Source organism: Methylophaga sp. UBA2513, from assembly GCF_002341285.1.
Classification (GTDB): Bacteria; Pseudomonadota; Gammaproteobacteria; order Nitrosococcales; family Methylophagaceae; genus Methylophaga; species Methylophaga marina.
The window spans coordinates 88678-102170 of the sequence record NZ_DDNT01000007.1; the positions used below are offsets into that span (position 1 = coordinate 88678).

A 13493-nucleotide genomic window follows, 5' to 3' on the forward strand; every position below is an offset into this window, starting at 1 on the left:
TCATGACACAAGCAAATAAGATTTTGCTTATCAAGCATGGGGCATTTGGTGATCTAATTCAGGCAGACGGTATTTTCAAAGATATCCGCCAGCACTTCCTTGATGCTGAGATTATCTTGTTGACCATGTCCCGCTATGAATCCTTAATGGTGCGTTCACCTTATATCGATAGCATCATGATAGATGATCGCCAGCCACTGAGAAGGCTGAAACACCAATTCAGGCTACGCAGACAACTTATTCAACACCAGTTTGATCTGGTTATTGATTTACAAAACTCGGATAGAACAGCCTTATATCAGCGCTTTTTTTTACCTGATGTTGACTGGATTAGTCGGCGTGGAGCAAAGGCGCCTGAGTCAGGTTTGAAAGGATTGAAAACCTTACTCACTCAGGCCGATATACCCACTCATCATGCTTTTTTTCCAGATGTGAAGTGGATGACGGAAAGTCACGCTATCAAATTTCTTTGGCGCCATGTTAAACAACCTTATATTGCCCTTATACCTGGTAGCTCTGCACAACATAAAGAAAAACGCTGGCCGTATTATGCCGAGCTCTCTTTTAAACTCATTGAGCTTGGATATGATGTGGTGAATATTTTGGGGCCAGATGAGCAAGATATGGCAGCAAGACTGGCAGGTTACACACCGGCAAAAGACTATGGAATGCTTAACTGGTTTGAGTTGGCAACCATTCTCAATCATGCACAGTTTGTGGTTGGTAATGATACCGGCCCCAGTCATATCGCCTCATGTTTGGGCAAACCGGGTCTTGCTCTATTCGGACCAACAACTTCTGTTGAACGATCCGAACTTCAACGTGGGGACTTTCGCGCGCTTCAGGTTAATGATTTGTATGACTTAGATGTTCATGAGGTGTTACAGCACTTGCCCTAGATATCGCCAACGCCCAGCCTACACCTAACCAAACTAAAGCTGCCACCCAGTTGCTCAGCACACTAATCCCTCCGGACAATGGCCAAAAACTGACCGTTAGTAATGCAAAGCATAATGCTGTTTGTAAGCCATTCTTAGCTTTAATACATGGCAGCAATACCTGCTTGTACAATAAACACAGCATTACCAGAAATAAAACTAATCCAACCAGGCCTGTTTCAGCCCCCAATTGCAGGTAGAGATTATGCGGATGGCTGCACACCATGCCTGCACTAGCTAATAATTGCTGTTGTTCACAGACGCTTTGATAGGTATGCAAGCCACTGCCAAACCACCAATTATCCTGCCATACTTGCCAAGCGGCTTTAAAGACCAGCCCATAATCGGATTCGGCAAATGACGATAATTTAGTACCGATACTCATGATGCTCCGTTCGAGCATATCAGGAGAGATCAGTATGATCATTCCCAGTGATAATACAAAAATTACCACCATACTTAACAAGCGTCGCTGATAGTCTCGATAGATGAACAGCATAGTTATAAACACAACAGCAGCCCCGGCACAATAAAGAATTAATGCCATTCTCTCGCCTGTAAGATAGGTGAAAACAAACCCGACACTCATAATGGTCATTAATGATGTTATTTGTCGGACTGTCGTATATTTGAACCATGGCACAAGACAAGCGATGAATAGCACGATGAACCACAGTCTTAATAACATCGTTCCGGGAATAGGGCTTCTGAATGGCCCTGTTAAGCGTGTTTCAGTGAAACGTTCAATGCCAAACCAATCTACACCAAATAAATACTGCCATAAGGTATCAGCTACAACGAATGCAATAATCAATGAGAGGCTGATAATAAAATGACGTCTAATGTCACTATTATCAAAAATCCAAAACGCCAATGCCATTGCAAATAATGGCCATCTTATAAAAGTAAGCACATACTTCAAACTTTCTGATGGTTCACTACTTTGGGGTAAATTAAGTAAAATTAGATAGGCGTTAAATACTAAAAAAGCAACAAACCATGACTGCTTTAGCCATGGCCAAGACTGATTTTTATAGCTGATAAACAAAAAGGTGAATGCCACCAGAACGACAGTAATATCCGCTATTGCTCTCGAGAATAATAATAAGGCAGGTAGAAGATAAACAAAGACCTTTAAAGCAGGTGAGGGTGCGGTCAGCCTGATGGGATGCATAACGATATTCAATAAAAATGGATATCGTAGCCGTAATATGTGACAGTTTAGTGGCAGACGAGTCAGCCAGACTTCAATACGGATTCCACTAGTAGGGGTTATTCAGCAGTTTGAGGTTGCGCGACGATAATGGCTGCTTCCGGTGCCTCAATAGACAAACTTTCCATTAACCGCCCCATTGTTTCGGATAACCAGTAACAGGCGTAAATATGATCATAATAGGCATTGGCATAATCATTTCTGGCTGTTAGCAATTCATTTTCTGTATCGAGCAAGTCCAGTAAGGTCCGTCTGCCGACATTGAACTGTTCAAAATAGGCATCACGCGTTTTCTCAGCAGCCAGCATACGTTGCTCAAGAATAGGTAAACGTCTCGACAAGGTTTCAACATTACTCCATGCCAGCCGCACATCTCTATCAACGTCACGTTTGATAATTTCGGCGTTTTGTTTGGCTTGTTCACTGAGGTACTTGGTTTCTTCAATACGTGCTTTGTCAGCGCCGCCATTCAAGAGGTTGTAGTCCATGCGAATCATCGCTTGAACTTCTTTCTCATGCCCACGTGTTCCGTCGAGATTATTATCTGCTCTGGCGCTCAAATCAGCTCGCACTTGTGGATGAAATGGCGCTTTAGCTCCCTCTTGCTGGGCCAATGATGCTTCGTGATCAGATATAGCTGCCCATAGTGCTGGATGCTGTCTGTAGGCAATTTGTATGGCATCTTCAACCTTAGCCGGTGCACTGTCACAGCATGACATACCTGGATCGGTTAGCGCTTCAGGGGCTTGCCCTACTAATCGCTCATAACGTGTTTCCGCATCTTTTAAATTACCTTCGGTAGAGCGTAAATTCGCTTCCGCTAACGCCACACGACCAGTGGTTTGATCAAGGTCTGAGCGATTGCCTACACCCGCATCTGTTCGTAACTTGATTTTATCGAAGATCTTTTCATGTTGAATCAAGTTAGCTTGAGTGTTTTCAAGTAATTGCTGACGCTTCATTACATCAAGGTAGCTTTGTACAGTGTTCAGACCAATACTTTCCGATAAATCTGTCACACTGTAACCAGCAGAATTAGCTTGTGCCTGAGTTTGTTCAACTGCACTTTTTGTAGCAAAACCGTCATACAGCATTTGAGTTGCTTCAATCTCAGCCTCGCCACGTGAAAGAAATTCATGACCGGGTCTTGTTGCTGGGTTCTTAGTTCGCTCAAAGCCGATCCCCAGAGTCAGATCGACTCTTGGATAGTAACCGGCTCTAGCCTGATCAACCGTTTTATCAACGCTATAACGGCGGTTTGCTTCAGCCAGAACTTCAGGATTTTGTTTTAGTGTTTTATCTACTGCTCCCTGCAGAGTTTCAGAAAAAACGGGACTGCTGGCGATAGCCGTCATAAATGCAGCAATGAGAGTAAAGCGTTGCGATGTAACCATATGTCTAAATGCTCCAGATATTAACGTACATCAATCTCAACCCGGCGGTTACGTACTTCTTCAGTGCCATTTGCCGTAGGTACTTTCAGATCCGTTTCCCCTTTCCCTGACACAGAAATCTGATTTACTTCAACACCGGCATTGATCAAATCCTGCGCTACCTTGTTAGCGCGACGCTCTGAGAGCTTTTCATTGTATGCGCTGGCGCCAAGCGTGTCTGTATGACCGACAATTTCTACATGACGATTTTTTCTTTCCAGAATCGCTTTGTATACATCAACGGAATCACGTAGAGAGGCTGGTGTAAACGTCGTTTTGTCTAACTCAAAATAAAGCGTTGCGTGATAACGTTCTGGAACACGCACCACTTTTGGCGTGACTGCAACCACCATTGCTTCCTCACAAAAAGGCGAACCACTATCAGAAATAGTCAGCGGCGCCTGCAAAGATTCCCGTAACTCAGACTGAGGAGCGTCTGGACCAATGGTATTGTGAATACTGCTACATGCAGATAAGGCCAAACCTATTAAACTGGCAAATACCAGTCGATAAACAATACACATCCTTTACCCCAACGTTCCTTTTGTGTGCTAATAGACTTTGTTAATGATAACAACAAAGTATCAATAACAGTAGAGTATTGACCTTGCTGGGTACATAGTCAACAAGCTAGGCGTATATCTTGAGCTTAGGGGTTGTCTTCATTCTTACTCAGAGTGGAATCAATAATATTTAGCAAATCAGGATCATCTGGCTCAACTGAACTGGCAAAGTGTTTTACCACCTGACCATCAGCATCAACGATGTATTTATTGAAGTTCCAACCTGGCGCTTGGCTTTGTTGATTAATTTCCCTGAAAACTGGGTTAGCACGCGAACCTGTTACATAACTTGGCGCAACCATGGTGAATGACACACCAAAGTTTTCTTTACAAATTCTCGCTGCTTCCGCTTCTGTTTTGGCTTCTTGATCAAAGTCATTGCTCGCAAAACCAATTACCACTAAACCTTTATCTTGGTATTGCTGATGTAATGACTCCAAACCACCAAATTGACGCGTATAGCCACAGTGACTTGCGGTATTAACGACTAATAAGGTTTTATCTTTGGCTATTTCACATAAATTCACCGTGTCATTCGAGTGAAGTTTGGGCAAGTCATAATCCATATATTGTGGGCAATCTTTTGCTTGGACATTAGAAGCTACCATCATAAGTAAGCCAGCTTTGAGCGAATTATTCATATTCTTTCTCCATGTATGTTTGTCTGATTTTGTCGACAGATCGATGAAAAAAATGTGATGACCGTATCCATACGGCTTATCGAAAATTGGCACCCGTAAAGCATTGTTATAAGAGAATTAAACTGCTAAATTAATGAGCACTGTTTCACAAATTTACACAAGGATCGTGTTTTGGAAGCCAGATCGTTATCAGAGTGCGGCGTCATATCAAATTGGGGCTTGGTAGAAGTCCAAGAAACCCAAGAACGACATATTTTTGGGCACTCCAGCCATTACGATTTTTTTATCATCACGCAAAAAGTGACTGACTTTCACTATGATTTCAAAACACGGCAAGGCTCAGCCATTACCGATTCTGGCATTCTCTACTCGCTGACGGGCAAGCCCGCCCTCTACAAGCCGAACAAACAGTTACAACTGCGTGAGTTTATGGAAAAAAACAACTGTGTGCTTGTGCCGGTGAAGATCGGTCGATTTCATTTTTATCACCTGAATGCTTTGGCGAAAAAACTTATCCCTGAATAAGTAATAAAGCCTGTATTAGCTCAGGCTTCATGACAGCACTGAAAGGTCCGACTTTAGATCAATATCGGTCAAAACTGAAGACGATTTCACATTCACTTTTTCAATCAACTTCTCGTTCTCGAGCAGAATACTTTTAGCACCTACATCACCTGATAATGCCAGTAACGCATCACGGTAAATTTGAGAAAAAGCAACTGGATGACCACGTCTACCCTCAAAATAGGGAGCAGCGATAGGAAAGCCTTGCTCAAGCTTATTGACCAGATTTTCAAGTATTTCTGGCTCAATCATTGGCATATCTGCCAAGCCTATCAAATAACCTTGTGATGAATGACAAGCTTCCACACCGGCAGCAAGCGAATGCCCCATACCCAACTCACTCTTTTCTGCTTTGATAAACTCAATGCTGTGATCAATAGAATGACAGGCTTCTTTAATAAGCTGGTTCTCTTTGGGCGTCACCAGATAAACACGCTCAAACACATCCAGCCAGGGTGATAAAGTATGCAGTAGCAACGCTTGTCTGATGCCTTTAAATTCGACTTCTGCCAGTAACTTGTTCGATCCAAAGCGTGTTGACTTACCAGCAGCGAGAATAATCGGCGCTACCTTTTCAAGCGCCATGTTTAGGTGAGCACCTTATCCAATGAAGCTGAAGTCTGTTGTGCTCGAATACGTTGACGATAAATAGCGACTAACTCGGCCGCTATCGCCACCGCAATTTCTGCAGGCGTTTTACTACCTATGGACATACCAACCGGACCATGCAGCCGATCAATCTCTTGTTGAGTCAGATCAAATAATTTGAGTCTTTCCCGACGCTTATTGTTATTCGATTTGGCCCCCAAAGCCCCCACATAAAAGGCCGCTGATTTGAGCGCCTCAAGTAATGCCATATCGTCTAACTTCGGATCATGCGTTAAAGCCACCACTGCCGTATTTAGATCGGGCTGCAGTGAGGTCACAGCATCATCGGGCATCATTGTCAGTAATGTACTTTCTTGATGTGTCCATGTCTGCTGCATCTCAACTCTTGGATCACAAACATAGACTTGATAATCGAGCGCAGTGGCTATATTGGCCAGATAATGTGACGTTTCTACAGCGCCAATAATGAGTAAGCGTAAACGCGGTCCGTAGACGAATGAGATGGACTCTGGCCGTTCGCAGACCAGAGGCTCATGACTTAGTGCTAAGGAGCAGCTTACCCGTAAAGACCTCAGAGAAACGTCTCTTTTGATCAGCTTTTGGGATGAAATGGCGGTGATAACATCATCAAGCCATTGGTCATCAATGACTGGCTCTACCAGTAATTTTAATTGCCCTCCACAAGGTAGCTTGAAACGTGCTTGCTCTTCCTGATTAGCGCCGTAGGTTTTTATTTGAGCTGAAGCTGACGAAAGTGCACCATCATGTAAAAGTGTCACTAAATCATCTTCTACACAGCCGCCGGAAACGGAGCCAGTGAACAGCCCGTCATCACGCAATACACACATAGAGCCAGGCTGGCGAGGGCTGGAACCGTAAGTGCTAAGTACCGTCACTAACCAGACCTTATGCCCTTGCTGATACCAGCTTTGCAGCTGTTTTAGCACGTTTGTATCATGCCCCGTCATAACATTACGACTCTAGTTGATAACGTATTGGCAGTTCACGGATACGTTTGCCTGTTGCATTAAAAATGGCGTTACACAGAGCGGGTGCAATCGGTGGCATACCTGGCTCACCAACACCACCTAGCGGTTCACTAAAGTCATTAGCCGGCATCAGGTGCACATTAATTTCCTTAGGTGCAGCATCCATGCGAGCAACCTGATACCCATCAAAATTATCTTGAACGGTAACGCCGTCTTTAAAGGTAATCTCGCTAGACAGGGCAAGGCTCATGCCCATAATACATGCCCCTTCAATCTGTGAACGAATGCGTTCTGGATTCACTTGAGGACCGCAATCTACAGCAACATCCACTCTGGGCACGCTGACTTCTCCATCGTCATTCACCGTCACTTCAACGACAACCGCGACGTATGTCACGAAGCTATAATGAGCAGCCATTCCCTGACCAGAACCTGTCGGTAGTGATTTCCCCCACTCAGCTTTGTCCGTCACCATGTTAATCACGCCTTTCATACGTTTTGTATTCAATGGGTAAAGCTCGGGAGACTCGCCATAGTTCCACTCATCTTTTAATGAGGTCGGGTCTATTTCTCGATCGGGCCCAATCAGAGACAATAAGAAGTCTTTATGGTCTTTTTGCTGTTGGTGAGCCATCTCAGCAATAAATGATTGAATAGCAAAAGCATGTGGAATATTCGCTACCGAACGATACCAACCAATACGTGTATGAGCTGGTGCTTCTGGGTTTTCGATTTGAATATTCTCTATATCAAAAGGAATATTCACCACCCCCATGCTCAACTCCATCGGCATTTCATGTTTGGCACCTTCCGAAAAGGTTGAAGCAATGGTTGGAGCGACTGTACGGTGCAACCAAGCGATGGTATCGCCCTGCTCATCAAACGCGGCTTCCATATGTTCAGCAGACACAGTATGAAAATAGGAATGCTGAATATCATCTTCACGTGTCCATACTGTTTTCACAGCGCGCCCATCCAATGCTTTGGAAATCAGCGCGGCTTCAACCAGGTAGTCTGGTTTCGACTTCCGCCCAAAACCACCGCCCAATAGGGTCACATTGACCTTAACCTGCTCAGGTTTTACTTCCAGCCATTTCGCAACGGTATCAACACCAGCCTGTGGGTTCTGGGTTGCAGTCCAAATCTCACATATACCATCAACAAACCGTGCCGTCGCAGCAGGAGGTTCCATTGGCGCTTGTGCTAGGTGAGGAATGTAGTAGTCAGCAGAAATTGTTGAGCTGGCATTGGCCATTGCTTCATACGCTTGACCTTTGCTTCTGATGACCTTGCCCCCTTTTTGCTGTGAGGAACGCTCTAAAGTCTTACGAAAGGCTTCTGAATCATACTGACGGTTAGGGCCCGCGTTCCATTCGATAGATAATTTCTCTCTACCTTGAATTGCCGCCCAAGTGTTGGTCGCGACAACAACCACCCCACCTAGTGGATTAAATACAGCTGGAGGCGGGCTACTGGGCAAGGTCAGAACTTTGAGTACGCCAGGTACTTTTAAGGTCTCCGTATCATCGTAAGATTTGAGTGTATCGCCATAAGCTGGAGGATGCGCGATAACAGCATAGACCATATCATCAAGGCGTACATCCATACCATACGTTGTTTGGCCAGTAGCGATATCGGCCCCATCAACGAGCCTATTGTCACTTTTGCCGATGTAATTGAATTCATCTGCAGTTTTATAAATCAGGTTTTGGCTTTCGGGCACATCCATTTCGGCCGCTTTCTGAGCAAGCTCACCATAACCTAGTGATTGTCCACTAGCCGCATGAACGACCTGATGATTCGCAGCTTTTACTTCACTGACAGGCACCGACCATATCGCCGCGGCGGCAGCTTCTAACATCATTCTTGCCGCTGCCCCGACGTTACGCATAGGCATGAAAAAATGGCGCATACTTCTCGAGCCATCGGTGTTCTGGTTACCATAGCGTTTCTCATTACCCTCTGCCTGAACAACTTTCACTTTTGCCCAGTCAGCAGACATTTCATCGGCAACCACCATAGGTAAACTTGTTTTAACGCCTTGGCCCATTTCAGAACGATGAGCGACAATCGTCACGGTGCCATCTTCAGCAATTGAGACAAACACGAGAGGATCATCAACCCAGCCATTTGGCATCCCGTCACGCCCATATTTTGGGTTTTCATCCGCAGCAAATAATTGTGACGGCATACCAACAGCTAGCACGAGTCCGCTTAATGCGAAGCCCTTGAGAAGTTTACGTCGACTCACATTGGCTATTTCAGGAAGATCAAAATGATTCATTATTTACCCCCCTGTTGCGCTGCTTGCTTAATTGCTTCGCGTATCCGCGTATAGGTACCACAACGACAAATATTGCCACTCATGGCAGTGTCAATATCTTCATCTGTCGGGTTTGGGTTGTCACGAAGCAAGGCCATTGCAGCAACAATTTGTCCTGATTGGCAATAACCACACTGAGGCACATTTATCGATTGCCAAGCCGTCTGAACAGCTTGCCCAACTTTGTCCTCTGATACCGCTTCGATAGTGGTAATTTTTTTATCTTTTGCCGCACTGATTGGTGTGACACATGAACGGATTGGTTTACCATCAAGCATAACTGTACAGGCACCACAAAGCGCTTTACCGCATCCAAACTTTGTGCCTGTCATACCGAGTATGTCTCTGAGTGTCCATAGAATTGGTGTATCTTCAGGTGCGTCTACCTGACGGCTTTTACCGTTAATCATGAGCTTCATTTGATTCATCCTAATTCTGATTCGAGTAATCTTTTTTTTTGCGCCTGACAATCACACTTAGTTAGCCAGACAATTATTATTCAATTATACATGACCAGTATTGAAAAATTTAGTTCCTAGACAAAAAGCCATGGTGTAAAAAAAGATAAAGGTTTCTCTATCTTTTATCAGTTATGGTAATTTTATGCCTGTCTTAAATAGGAGTGTTTATGAAACCATTGGCTTTGTTACTATCTGTTTGTTTCATCTTATTTCTAGCTGGCTGTAATACGATGGAGGGCATCGGTAAAGATGTGGGTGCGGCAGGAGATGCTCTAGAAAAGAGTGCCAGCGAGAATAAAGGTTATTAATAAAAAAGCCTCAATGAATTGAGGCTTTTTTATTATATATGTTAAGTGACATTAACTTTCGTCAAAGTATTGCTTAAATGCAGACTTAACAACAGACCTAGCTTCCTGACTATAACCAAATAAAACACCAGCAGCTAAAGTTGTTGCTAAAGACTTGCCTGGGTGTTTTTTGATCACATCAACCAGCACAGGGTCAGAAAATTTTTCCAAAAGTGCGGTTAACTCCTCAGCTTGTTGAGTATTGTACTCGCGCCCCTCTCTATTACGAGAGGGTGCTTTATCAGAAGTACGGTTCAGTACTTTTACAACGGCTAAAATAATTAACGCCACCAGAAGGTACGCGATGGCTGTTAACAAAGCTGCTAGAGGCGTATCAAAATATGCCTGAAGAGCTATATAGCCAGCAATCCCGGCAAAACCAATAGCAAATAATCCGAGAATGATTGCCAATGCAAACGCTAAGGTTGTTACTTGTATTCTTGAAAACAAACTCATCGTAACCTTCTTATTTAGTTAGGGTGAATAGAGTTATTTTCTATCGAGCGCTTTACCAATCACCAAGCCAATACCAAAAGCAACGGCCATACTTGTATATGGGTGTGCTTCAACTTCGCCTTGTGCTCTAGCAATACTCTCTTTTGCCTGTTGTTGTGCCTGCTGTGCAGTCGCTTTGACTTTATCTTGTCCTTGTTGTGCATATTCTGTAGTTAGATTTTTTAAAGTACTGGTAACTTCGGCAAAATCTTTACGTAGTGCATCTAACTGTTCTTGTAATTCTTGATTTGTCGTTTGTGTAGCCATTCTTATCTCCTATTGATCTGTTATAAACGTATCTTCGAGACTATTATCCGTGGCAACTATTTATCCATTGCATCTTCAGCTTCATCTGCTGAATCTTCAATAGCATCACCAGCGTCATCTGCAGCATCGTCAATTGCATCTCCAGCATCTTCAACCGTGTTGTCGATTTTTTCACCCATTTCTTCTGCTGGACCATCGTTATCACAAGCTGAAAGCATACCAACGCCTGCAAAAGCAAACATAATTAGAAATGCTTTACAGATCATTGAAAAAGACTTTGATTCACTCATTGATTTCATACATACATCTCCATTTAGAATTGGGCTGAATAAAAACATTATTCAACTAGACTGACAAACTTATTAATGCGTTTGTTCATCAATACTGACATTAAAAGAGCTTTCATAGCAAAAAGTATTTATCGGAAATACTTATTGTTCGGCTCTTCTTAATCTAACCTATCGCTGATTAATGACTACTGCCTTAACCTATGTTAAAGACGAGGTAATCAAATACACATATCGTATTCATTCCCATTCACTATAAAGGAAGATAGATATGTTAAGTTGGGCATTGACGTTTTTAATCATCGGTATCATTGCTGGTGCGCTTGGTTTAAGTGGTGTTGCTGGTACAGCGACCAACATTGCTTGGATTTTATTTGTTATTGGTTTAGTTCTCGCCCTCATTTTCTTCATTACTGGTAGACGTCCACCTATGTAGACGTATATTCTCACGAAAAATATAGACATTCTTAATCGATGATGGCGTATTCAAGAAGGTCTCTTTTGAACTACATTATTTGAGCGAGTCTTCATGGAATCTGTTATCAGCGATACAGAAAGTTGTATTGTTCGTCAGTTTGAAAAAATGGTCGAGTTGTCAGAGTCAGAAGTAAACCTTCTTGCCGCTCTAGAAAGAGATGCTCGTATGTTTGGCTCTGGTGAACGTCTAGCGTTCGCTGGTGAATACAGTGATCGTTTTTACACCCTAAAATCTGGCTGGGCCTGTGCGATAAAGACCATGGCAGATGGCCAAAGGCAAATTCTGGATATCTTTTTGCCAGGTCAGATTATAGGATTAAGGGAAATTGGACTGAGTCATTCACTCACAGAGTTTAGGGCGCTGACACCAATAGAAGCCTGTCCATTCCCTAAACAAAGATTGACTGAGATTTTTGAAAAATCACCAAGATTAACCGATTTATTCTTTTTGATCATGGCCAGAGAACAGGCCATGCTGATTGAGAGAATCGTCAATATAGGCAGACGAAGCGCTGCTGAACGTCTTGCACATTTCATTGTTGAAATGAAAGTGAGATTACATCAGCGGGCATGTGAGTTTCACCTACCTATGAATCAGGCGATTATCGGTGATACCCTTGGTATTTCTTCAGTTCATGTAAGTCGTACGTTTAAACACTTACGTGATTTAGGTCTAATTGACAATAAAAATGGTCAAATAGAAATAAACGATTTAGACGGATTAATTGATCTATCTGGTTTTGATCGGAGTTATCTTGATACGTATCCGAACTGGACCAGACTTAATAAACCCTCTCAACAATAATTGGAGGAGCAAATTATGAAACTTACTACCTTATTAATTCCATTATCTTTGGCACTTTTCTTATCCGCTTGTAACACGATGGAAGGTGTTGGCAAGGATGTTGAATCAGCAGGCGATGCGATTGAAGATTCCGCCTCTGAAAATAAAAACTATTAAAACCTACCGGTTTACTCTCAGCCCCTTAATTGGGGCTTTTTTTTACCCAAAAAAAAGCTAGGTATATACCTAGCTTAATCAATTAGAAGGAGCAATAATTGTGAGAACTGAAACCCATCACCTCACAATAAGTGTAGCGTCGTACAGATAAAAAAATTGAATATAAAGACACTAAATTATGAGCAAGATCACATTTTCTATCAGTTTTATGGCGCCAATCGTTGTTTTATCCATTGACCATCTGTTTTTAAGCTATAAGCAATGCGATCATGTAGCCTACTAGATCGTCCCTGCCAGAACTCCCAATACTGAGGCATGAGTCTATACCCTCCCCATGACTCAGGTCTTGGCGGTGTTAGTCCAAACTTCAATGCGTATTTCGCGGCGTCTTCAACAATCACTTTCCGACTTTTAATAACTTGGCTTTGTGGTGATGCCCAAGCACCGATACGGTGGGTTAATGGCCTCGAAGTATAATACTCATCTGACAATGATGTAGTGAGTTTCTCAACTTTCCCTTCAATTCGGATAACACGCTCTAACTCTGGCCAAAAGAATTGTACTGAGGCGTAAGGATTAACATCTAGATTTTGCCCTTTTCTACTTTGGTAATTAGTAAACCAGACAATGCCATCTTCATCGAACCCTTTTATCAAGACAGGTCTAGTTGATGGTCTACCCTGTTCATCTGCTGTGGCTAAGGTCATTGCATTAGCTTCACACACACCTTTTTCCAGCGCGTCTGATAACCACAGCTTAAACTGTTCAAGTGGTGATGCTGCACTCATACTCTCGTCAAGAGAGTCTTTTTCGTAGCTTCTTCTTAAACCAGACAAATCCAGATCATCACTCATAACTACTCACATGTTAATCAATTAATAACACCATGCCTGTCGTATTTTTTTATCACAACAGGGATATGCTG

The 13493-nt window shown here is 43.0% G+C and carries 18 protein-coding genes; 6 read left to right on the top strand and 12 right to left on the bottom strand.

Annotation, left to right across the window (positions count from 1 at the left end):
- The first annotated feature begins 2 nt into the window (after window positions 1–2).
- Window positions 3–899: a glycosyltransferase family 9 protein gene (locus B3V56_RS03355; RefSeq protein WP_289283972.1), complete on the top strand. Its 897-nt coding sequence runs from the start codon at window positions 3–5 to the stop codon at window positions 897–899.
- Here B3V56_RS03355 and B3V56_RS03360 read toward each other — a convergent pair.
- The 4 genes from B3V56_RS03360 to B3V56_RS03375 all read right to left on the bottom strand — a co-directional run bounded on the left by B3V56_RS03360 (window position 847) and on the right by B3V56_RS03375 (window position 4788).
- Window positions 847–2112 (bottom strand): O-antigen ligase family protein, encoded by a 1266-nt coding sequence (locus B3V56_RS03360; RefSeq protein ID WP_289283370.1) that lies wholly within the window; start codon window positions 2110–2112, stop codon window positions 847–849. The two genes, B3V56_RS03355 and B3V56_RS03360, sit on opposite strands and share 53 nt — an antisense overlap.
- A 98-nt stretch (window positions 2113–2210) precedes the next feature.
- Window positions 2211–3545: a TolC family outer membrane protein gene (locus tag B3V56_RS03365; RefSeq protein ID WP_289283369.1), complete on the bottom strand. Its 1335-nt coding sequence runs from the start codon at window positions 3543–3545 to the stop codon at window positions 2211–2213.
- Window positions 3546–3565: 20 nt separating this feature from the next.
- Window positions 3566–4108: an OmpA family protein gene (locus B3V56_RS03370; RefSeq protein ID WP_289283368.1), complete on the bottom strand. Its 543-nt coding sequence runs from the start codon at window positions 4106–4108 to the stop codon at window positions 3566–3568.
- Between the two features lie 125 nt (window positions 4109–4233).
- Entirely contained in the window at window positions 4234–4788 is a 555-nt protein-coding gene (locus tag B3V56_RS03375; protein WP_289283367.1) for a glutathione peroxidase, read from the bottom strand.
- 171 nt (window positions 4789–4959) lie between these two features.
- Here B3V56_RS03375 and B3V56_RS03380 point away from each other — a divergent pair, with 171 nt between their 5' ends.
- Window positions 4960–5313: a hypothetical protein gene (locus B3V56_RS03380; protein WP_289283366.1), complete on the top strand. Its 354-nt coding sequence runs from the start codon at window positions 4960–4962 to the stop codon at window positions 5311–5313.
- 27 nt (window positions 5314–5340) lie between these two features.
- On the opposite strand, the gene B3V56_RS03385 is transcribed toward B3V56_RS03380, so the two are convergent.
- Genes B3V56_RS03385 through B3V56_RS03400 form a run of 4 tightly spaced genes read right to left on the bottom strand, consistent with a single transcriptional unit; the run spans window position 5341 to window position 9692 of the window.
- Window positions 5341–5937: a nucleotidyltransferase family protein gene (locus B3V56_RS03385; protein WP_289283365.1), complete on the bottom strand. Its 597-nt coding sequence runs from the start codon at window positions 5935–5937 to the stop codon at window positions 5341–5343.
- Between the two features lie 2 nt (window positions 5938–5939).
- Entirely contained in the window at window positions 5940–6929 is a 990-nt protein-coding gene (locus B3V56_RS03390) for an XdhC family protein (RefSeq protein ID WP_289283364.1), read from the bottom strand.
- Between the two features lie 4 nt (window positions 6930–6933).
- Complete coding sequence (locus tag B3V56_RS03395) at window positions 6934–9234, bottom strand: xanthine dehydrogenase family protein molybdopterin-binding subunit (protein ID WP_289283973.1); 2301 nt, start codon at window positions 9232–9234, stop codon at window positions 6934–6936.
- Complete coding sequence (locus B3V56_RS03400; RefSeq protein WP_289283974.1) at window positions 9234–9692, bottom strand: (2Fe-2S)-binding protein; 459 nt, start codon at window positions 9690–9692, stop codon at window positions 9234–9236. Before B3V56_RS03400 ends, B3V56_RS03395 begins: the two co-directional genes overlap by 1 nt.
- Window positions 9693–9901: 209 nt before the next feature.
- Here B3V56_RS03400 and B3V56_RS03405 point away from each other — a divergent pair, with 209 nt between their 5' ends.
- Complete coding sequence (locus tag B3V56_RS03405) at window positions 9902–10042, top strand: entericidin A/B family lipoprotein (protein WP_286305911.1); 141 nt, start codon at window positions 9902–9904, stop codon at window positions 10040–10042.
- Between the two features lie 51 nt (window positions 10043–10093).
- On the opposite strand, the gene B3V56_RS03410 is transcribed toward B3V56_RS03405, so the two are convergent.
- The 3 genes from B3V56_RS03410 to B3V56_RS03420 are packed head-to-tail and all read right to left on the bottom strand — an operon-like array spanning window position 10094 to window position 11142.
- Window positions 10094–10537 carry a phage holin family protein gene (locus tag B3V56_RS03410; RefSeq protein ID WP_289283975.1) on the bottom strand — a complete coding sequence of 148 codons (444 nt, stop codon included), beginning with the start codon at window positions 10535–10537 and terminating at the stop codon, window positions 10094–10096.
- A 33-nt stretch (window positions 10538–10570) separates the two neighbouring features.
- Complete coding sequence (locus B3V56_RS03415; RefSeq protein WP_286305913.1) at window positions 10571–10843, bottom strand: hypothetical protein; 273 nt, start codon at window positions 10841–10843, stop codon at window positions 10571–10573.
- 56 nt (window positions 10844–10899) lie between these two features.
- Window positions 10900–11142: a hypothetical protein gene (locus B3V56_RS03420; protein WP_286305914.1), complete on the bottom strand. Its 243-nt coding sequence runs from the start codon at window positions 11140–11142 to the stop codon at window positions 10900–10902.
- A gap of 259 nt (window positions 11143–11401) precedes the next feature.
- Between B3V56_RS03420 and B3V56_RS03425 the strand changes: the two genes are divergently transcribed.
- From B3V56_RS03425 to B3V56_RS03435, 3 genes are all read left to right on the top strand, one after another.
- On the top strand, window positions 11402–11566 hold the full coding sequence (locus B3V56_RS03425; RefSeq protein WP_007144291.1) for a DUF1328 domain-containing protein: 165 nt from the start codon (window positions 11402–11404) through the stop codon (window positions 11564–11566).
- Between the two features lie 93 nt (window positions 11567–11659).
- Entirely contained in the window at window positions 11660–12412 is a 753-nt protein-coding gene (locus B3V56_RS03430) for a Crp/Fnr family transcriptional regulator (protein WP_289282460.1), read from the top strand.
- Window positions 12413–12427: 15 nt separating this feature from the next.
- Window positions 12428–12568 carry an entericidin A/B family lipoprotein gene (locus B3V56_RS03435; protein WP_286305916.1) on the top strand — a complete coding sequence of 47 codons (141 nt, stop codon included), beginning with the start codon at window positions 12428–12430 and terminating at the stop codon, window positions 12566–12568.
- A gap of 206 nt (window positions 12569–12774) precedes the next feature.
- Here the strand turns inward: B3V56_RS03435 and pdxH are convergent, their stop codons facing one another.
- The gene (pdxH, locus tag B3V56_RS03440) at window positions 12775–13422 is read right to left on the bottom strand and encodes a pyridoxamine 5'-phosphate oxidase (protein WP_286305917.1); all 648 of its coding nucleotides are present in this window, start codon (window positions 13420–13422) and stop codon (window positions 12775–12777) included.
- Between the last annotated feature and the right edge of the window lie 71 nt (window positions 13423–13493).

Excerpts from the sequence above, each read along its gene's own strand:
- pdxH (WP_286305917.1), bottom strand. The coding sequence starts at position 13,422 with ATGAGTGATGATCTGGATTTGTCTGGTTTAAGAAGAAGCTACGAAAAA.
- B3V56_RS03430 (WP_289282460.1), top strand. The coding sequence starts at position 11,660 with ATGGAATCTGTTATCAGCGATACAGAAAGTTGTATTGTTCGTCAGTTT.
- B3V56_RS03390 (WP_289283364.1), bottom strand. The coding sequence starts at position 6,929 with ATGACGGGGCATGATACAAACGTGCTAAAACAGCTGCAAAGCTGGTAT.
- B3V56_RS03355 (WP_289283972.1), top strand. The coding sequence starts at position 3 with ATGACACAAGCAAATAAGATTTTGCTTATCAAGCATGGGGCATTTGGT.
- B3V56_RS03385 (WP_289283365.1), bottom strand. The coding sequence starts at position 5,937 with ATGGCGCTTGAAAAGGTAGCGCCGATTATTCTCGCTGCTGGTAAGTCA.
- B3V56_RS03420 (WP_286305914.1), bottom strand. The coding sequence starts at position 11,142 with ATGAAATCAATGAGTGAATCAAAGTCTTTTTCAATGATCTGTAAAGCA.
- B3V56_RS03425 (WP_007144291.1), top strand. The coding sequence starts at position 11,402 with ATGTTAAGTTGGGCATTGACGTTTTTAATCATCGGTATCATTGCTGGT.
- B3V56_RS03360 (WP_289283370.1), bottom strand. The coding sequence starts at position 2,112 with ATGCATCCCATCAGGCTGACCGCACCCTCACCTGCTTTAAAGGTCTTT.
- B3V56_RS03415 (WP_286305913.1), bottom strand. The coding sequence starts at position 10,843 with ATGGCTACACAAACGACAAATCAAGAATTACAAGAACAGTTAGATGCA.
- B3V56_RS03375 (WP_289283367.1), bottom strand. The coding sequence starts at position 4,788 with ATGAATAATTCGCTCAAAGCTGGCTTACTTATGATGGTAGCTTCTAAT.
- B3V56_RS03400 (WP_289283974.1), bottom strand. The coding sequence starts at position 9,692 with ATGAAGCTCATGATTAACGGTAAAAGCCGTCAGGTAGACGCACCTGAA.
- B3V56_RS03405 (WP_286305911.1), top strand. The coding sequence starts at position 9,902 with ATGAAACCATTGGCTTTGTTACTATCTGTTTGTTTCATCTTATTTCTA.
- B3V56_RS03370 (WP_289283368.1), bottom strand. The coding sequence starts at position 4,108 with ATGTGTATTGTTTATCGACTGGTATTTGCCAGTTTAATAGGTTTGGCC.
- B3V56_RS03365 (WP_289283369.1), bottom strand. The coding sequence starts at position 3,545 with ATGGTTACATCGCAACGCTTTACTCTCATTGCTGCATTTATGACGGCT.
- B3V56_RS03395 (WP_289283973.1), bottom strand. The coding sequence starts at position 9,234 with ATGAATCATTTTGATCTTCCTGAAATAGCCAATGTGAGTCGACGTAAA.
- B3V56_RS03410 (WP_289283975.1), bottom strand. The coding sequence starts at position 10,537 with ATGAGTTTGTTTTCAAGAATACAAGTAACAACCTTAGCGTTTGCATTG.
- B3V56_RS03435 (WP_286305916.1), top strand. The coding sequence starts at position 12,428 with ATGAAACTTACTACCTTATTAATTCCATTATCTTTGGCACTTTTCTTA.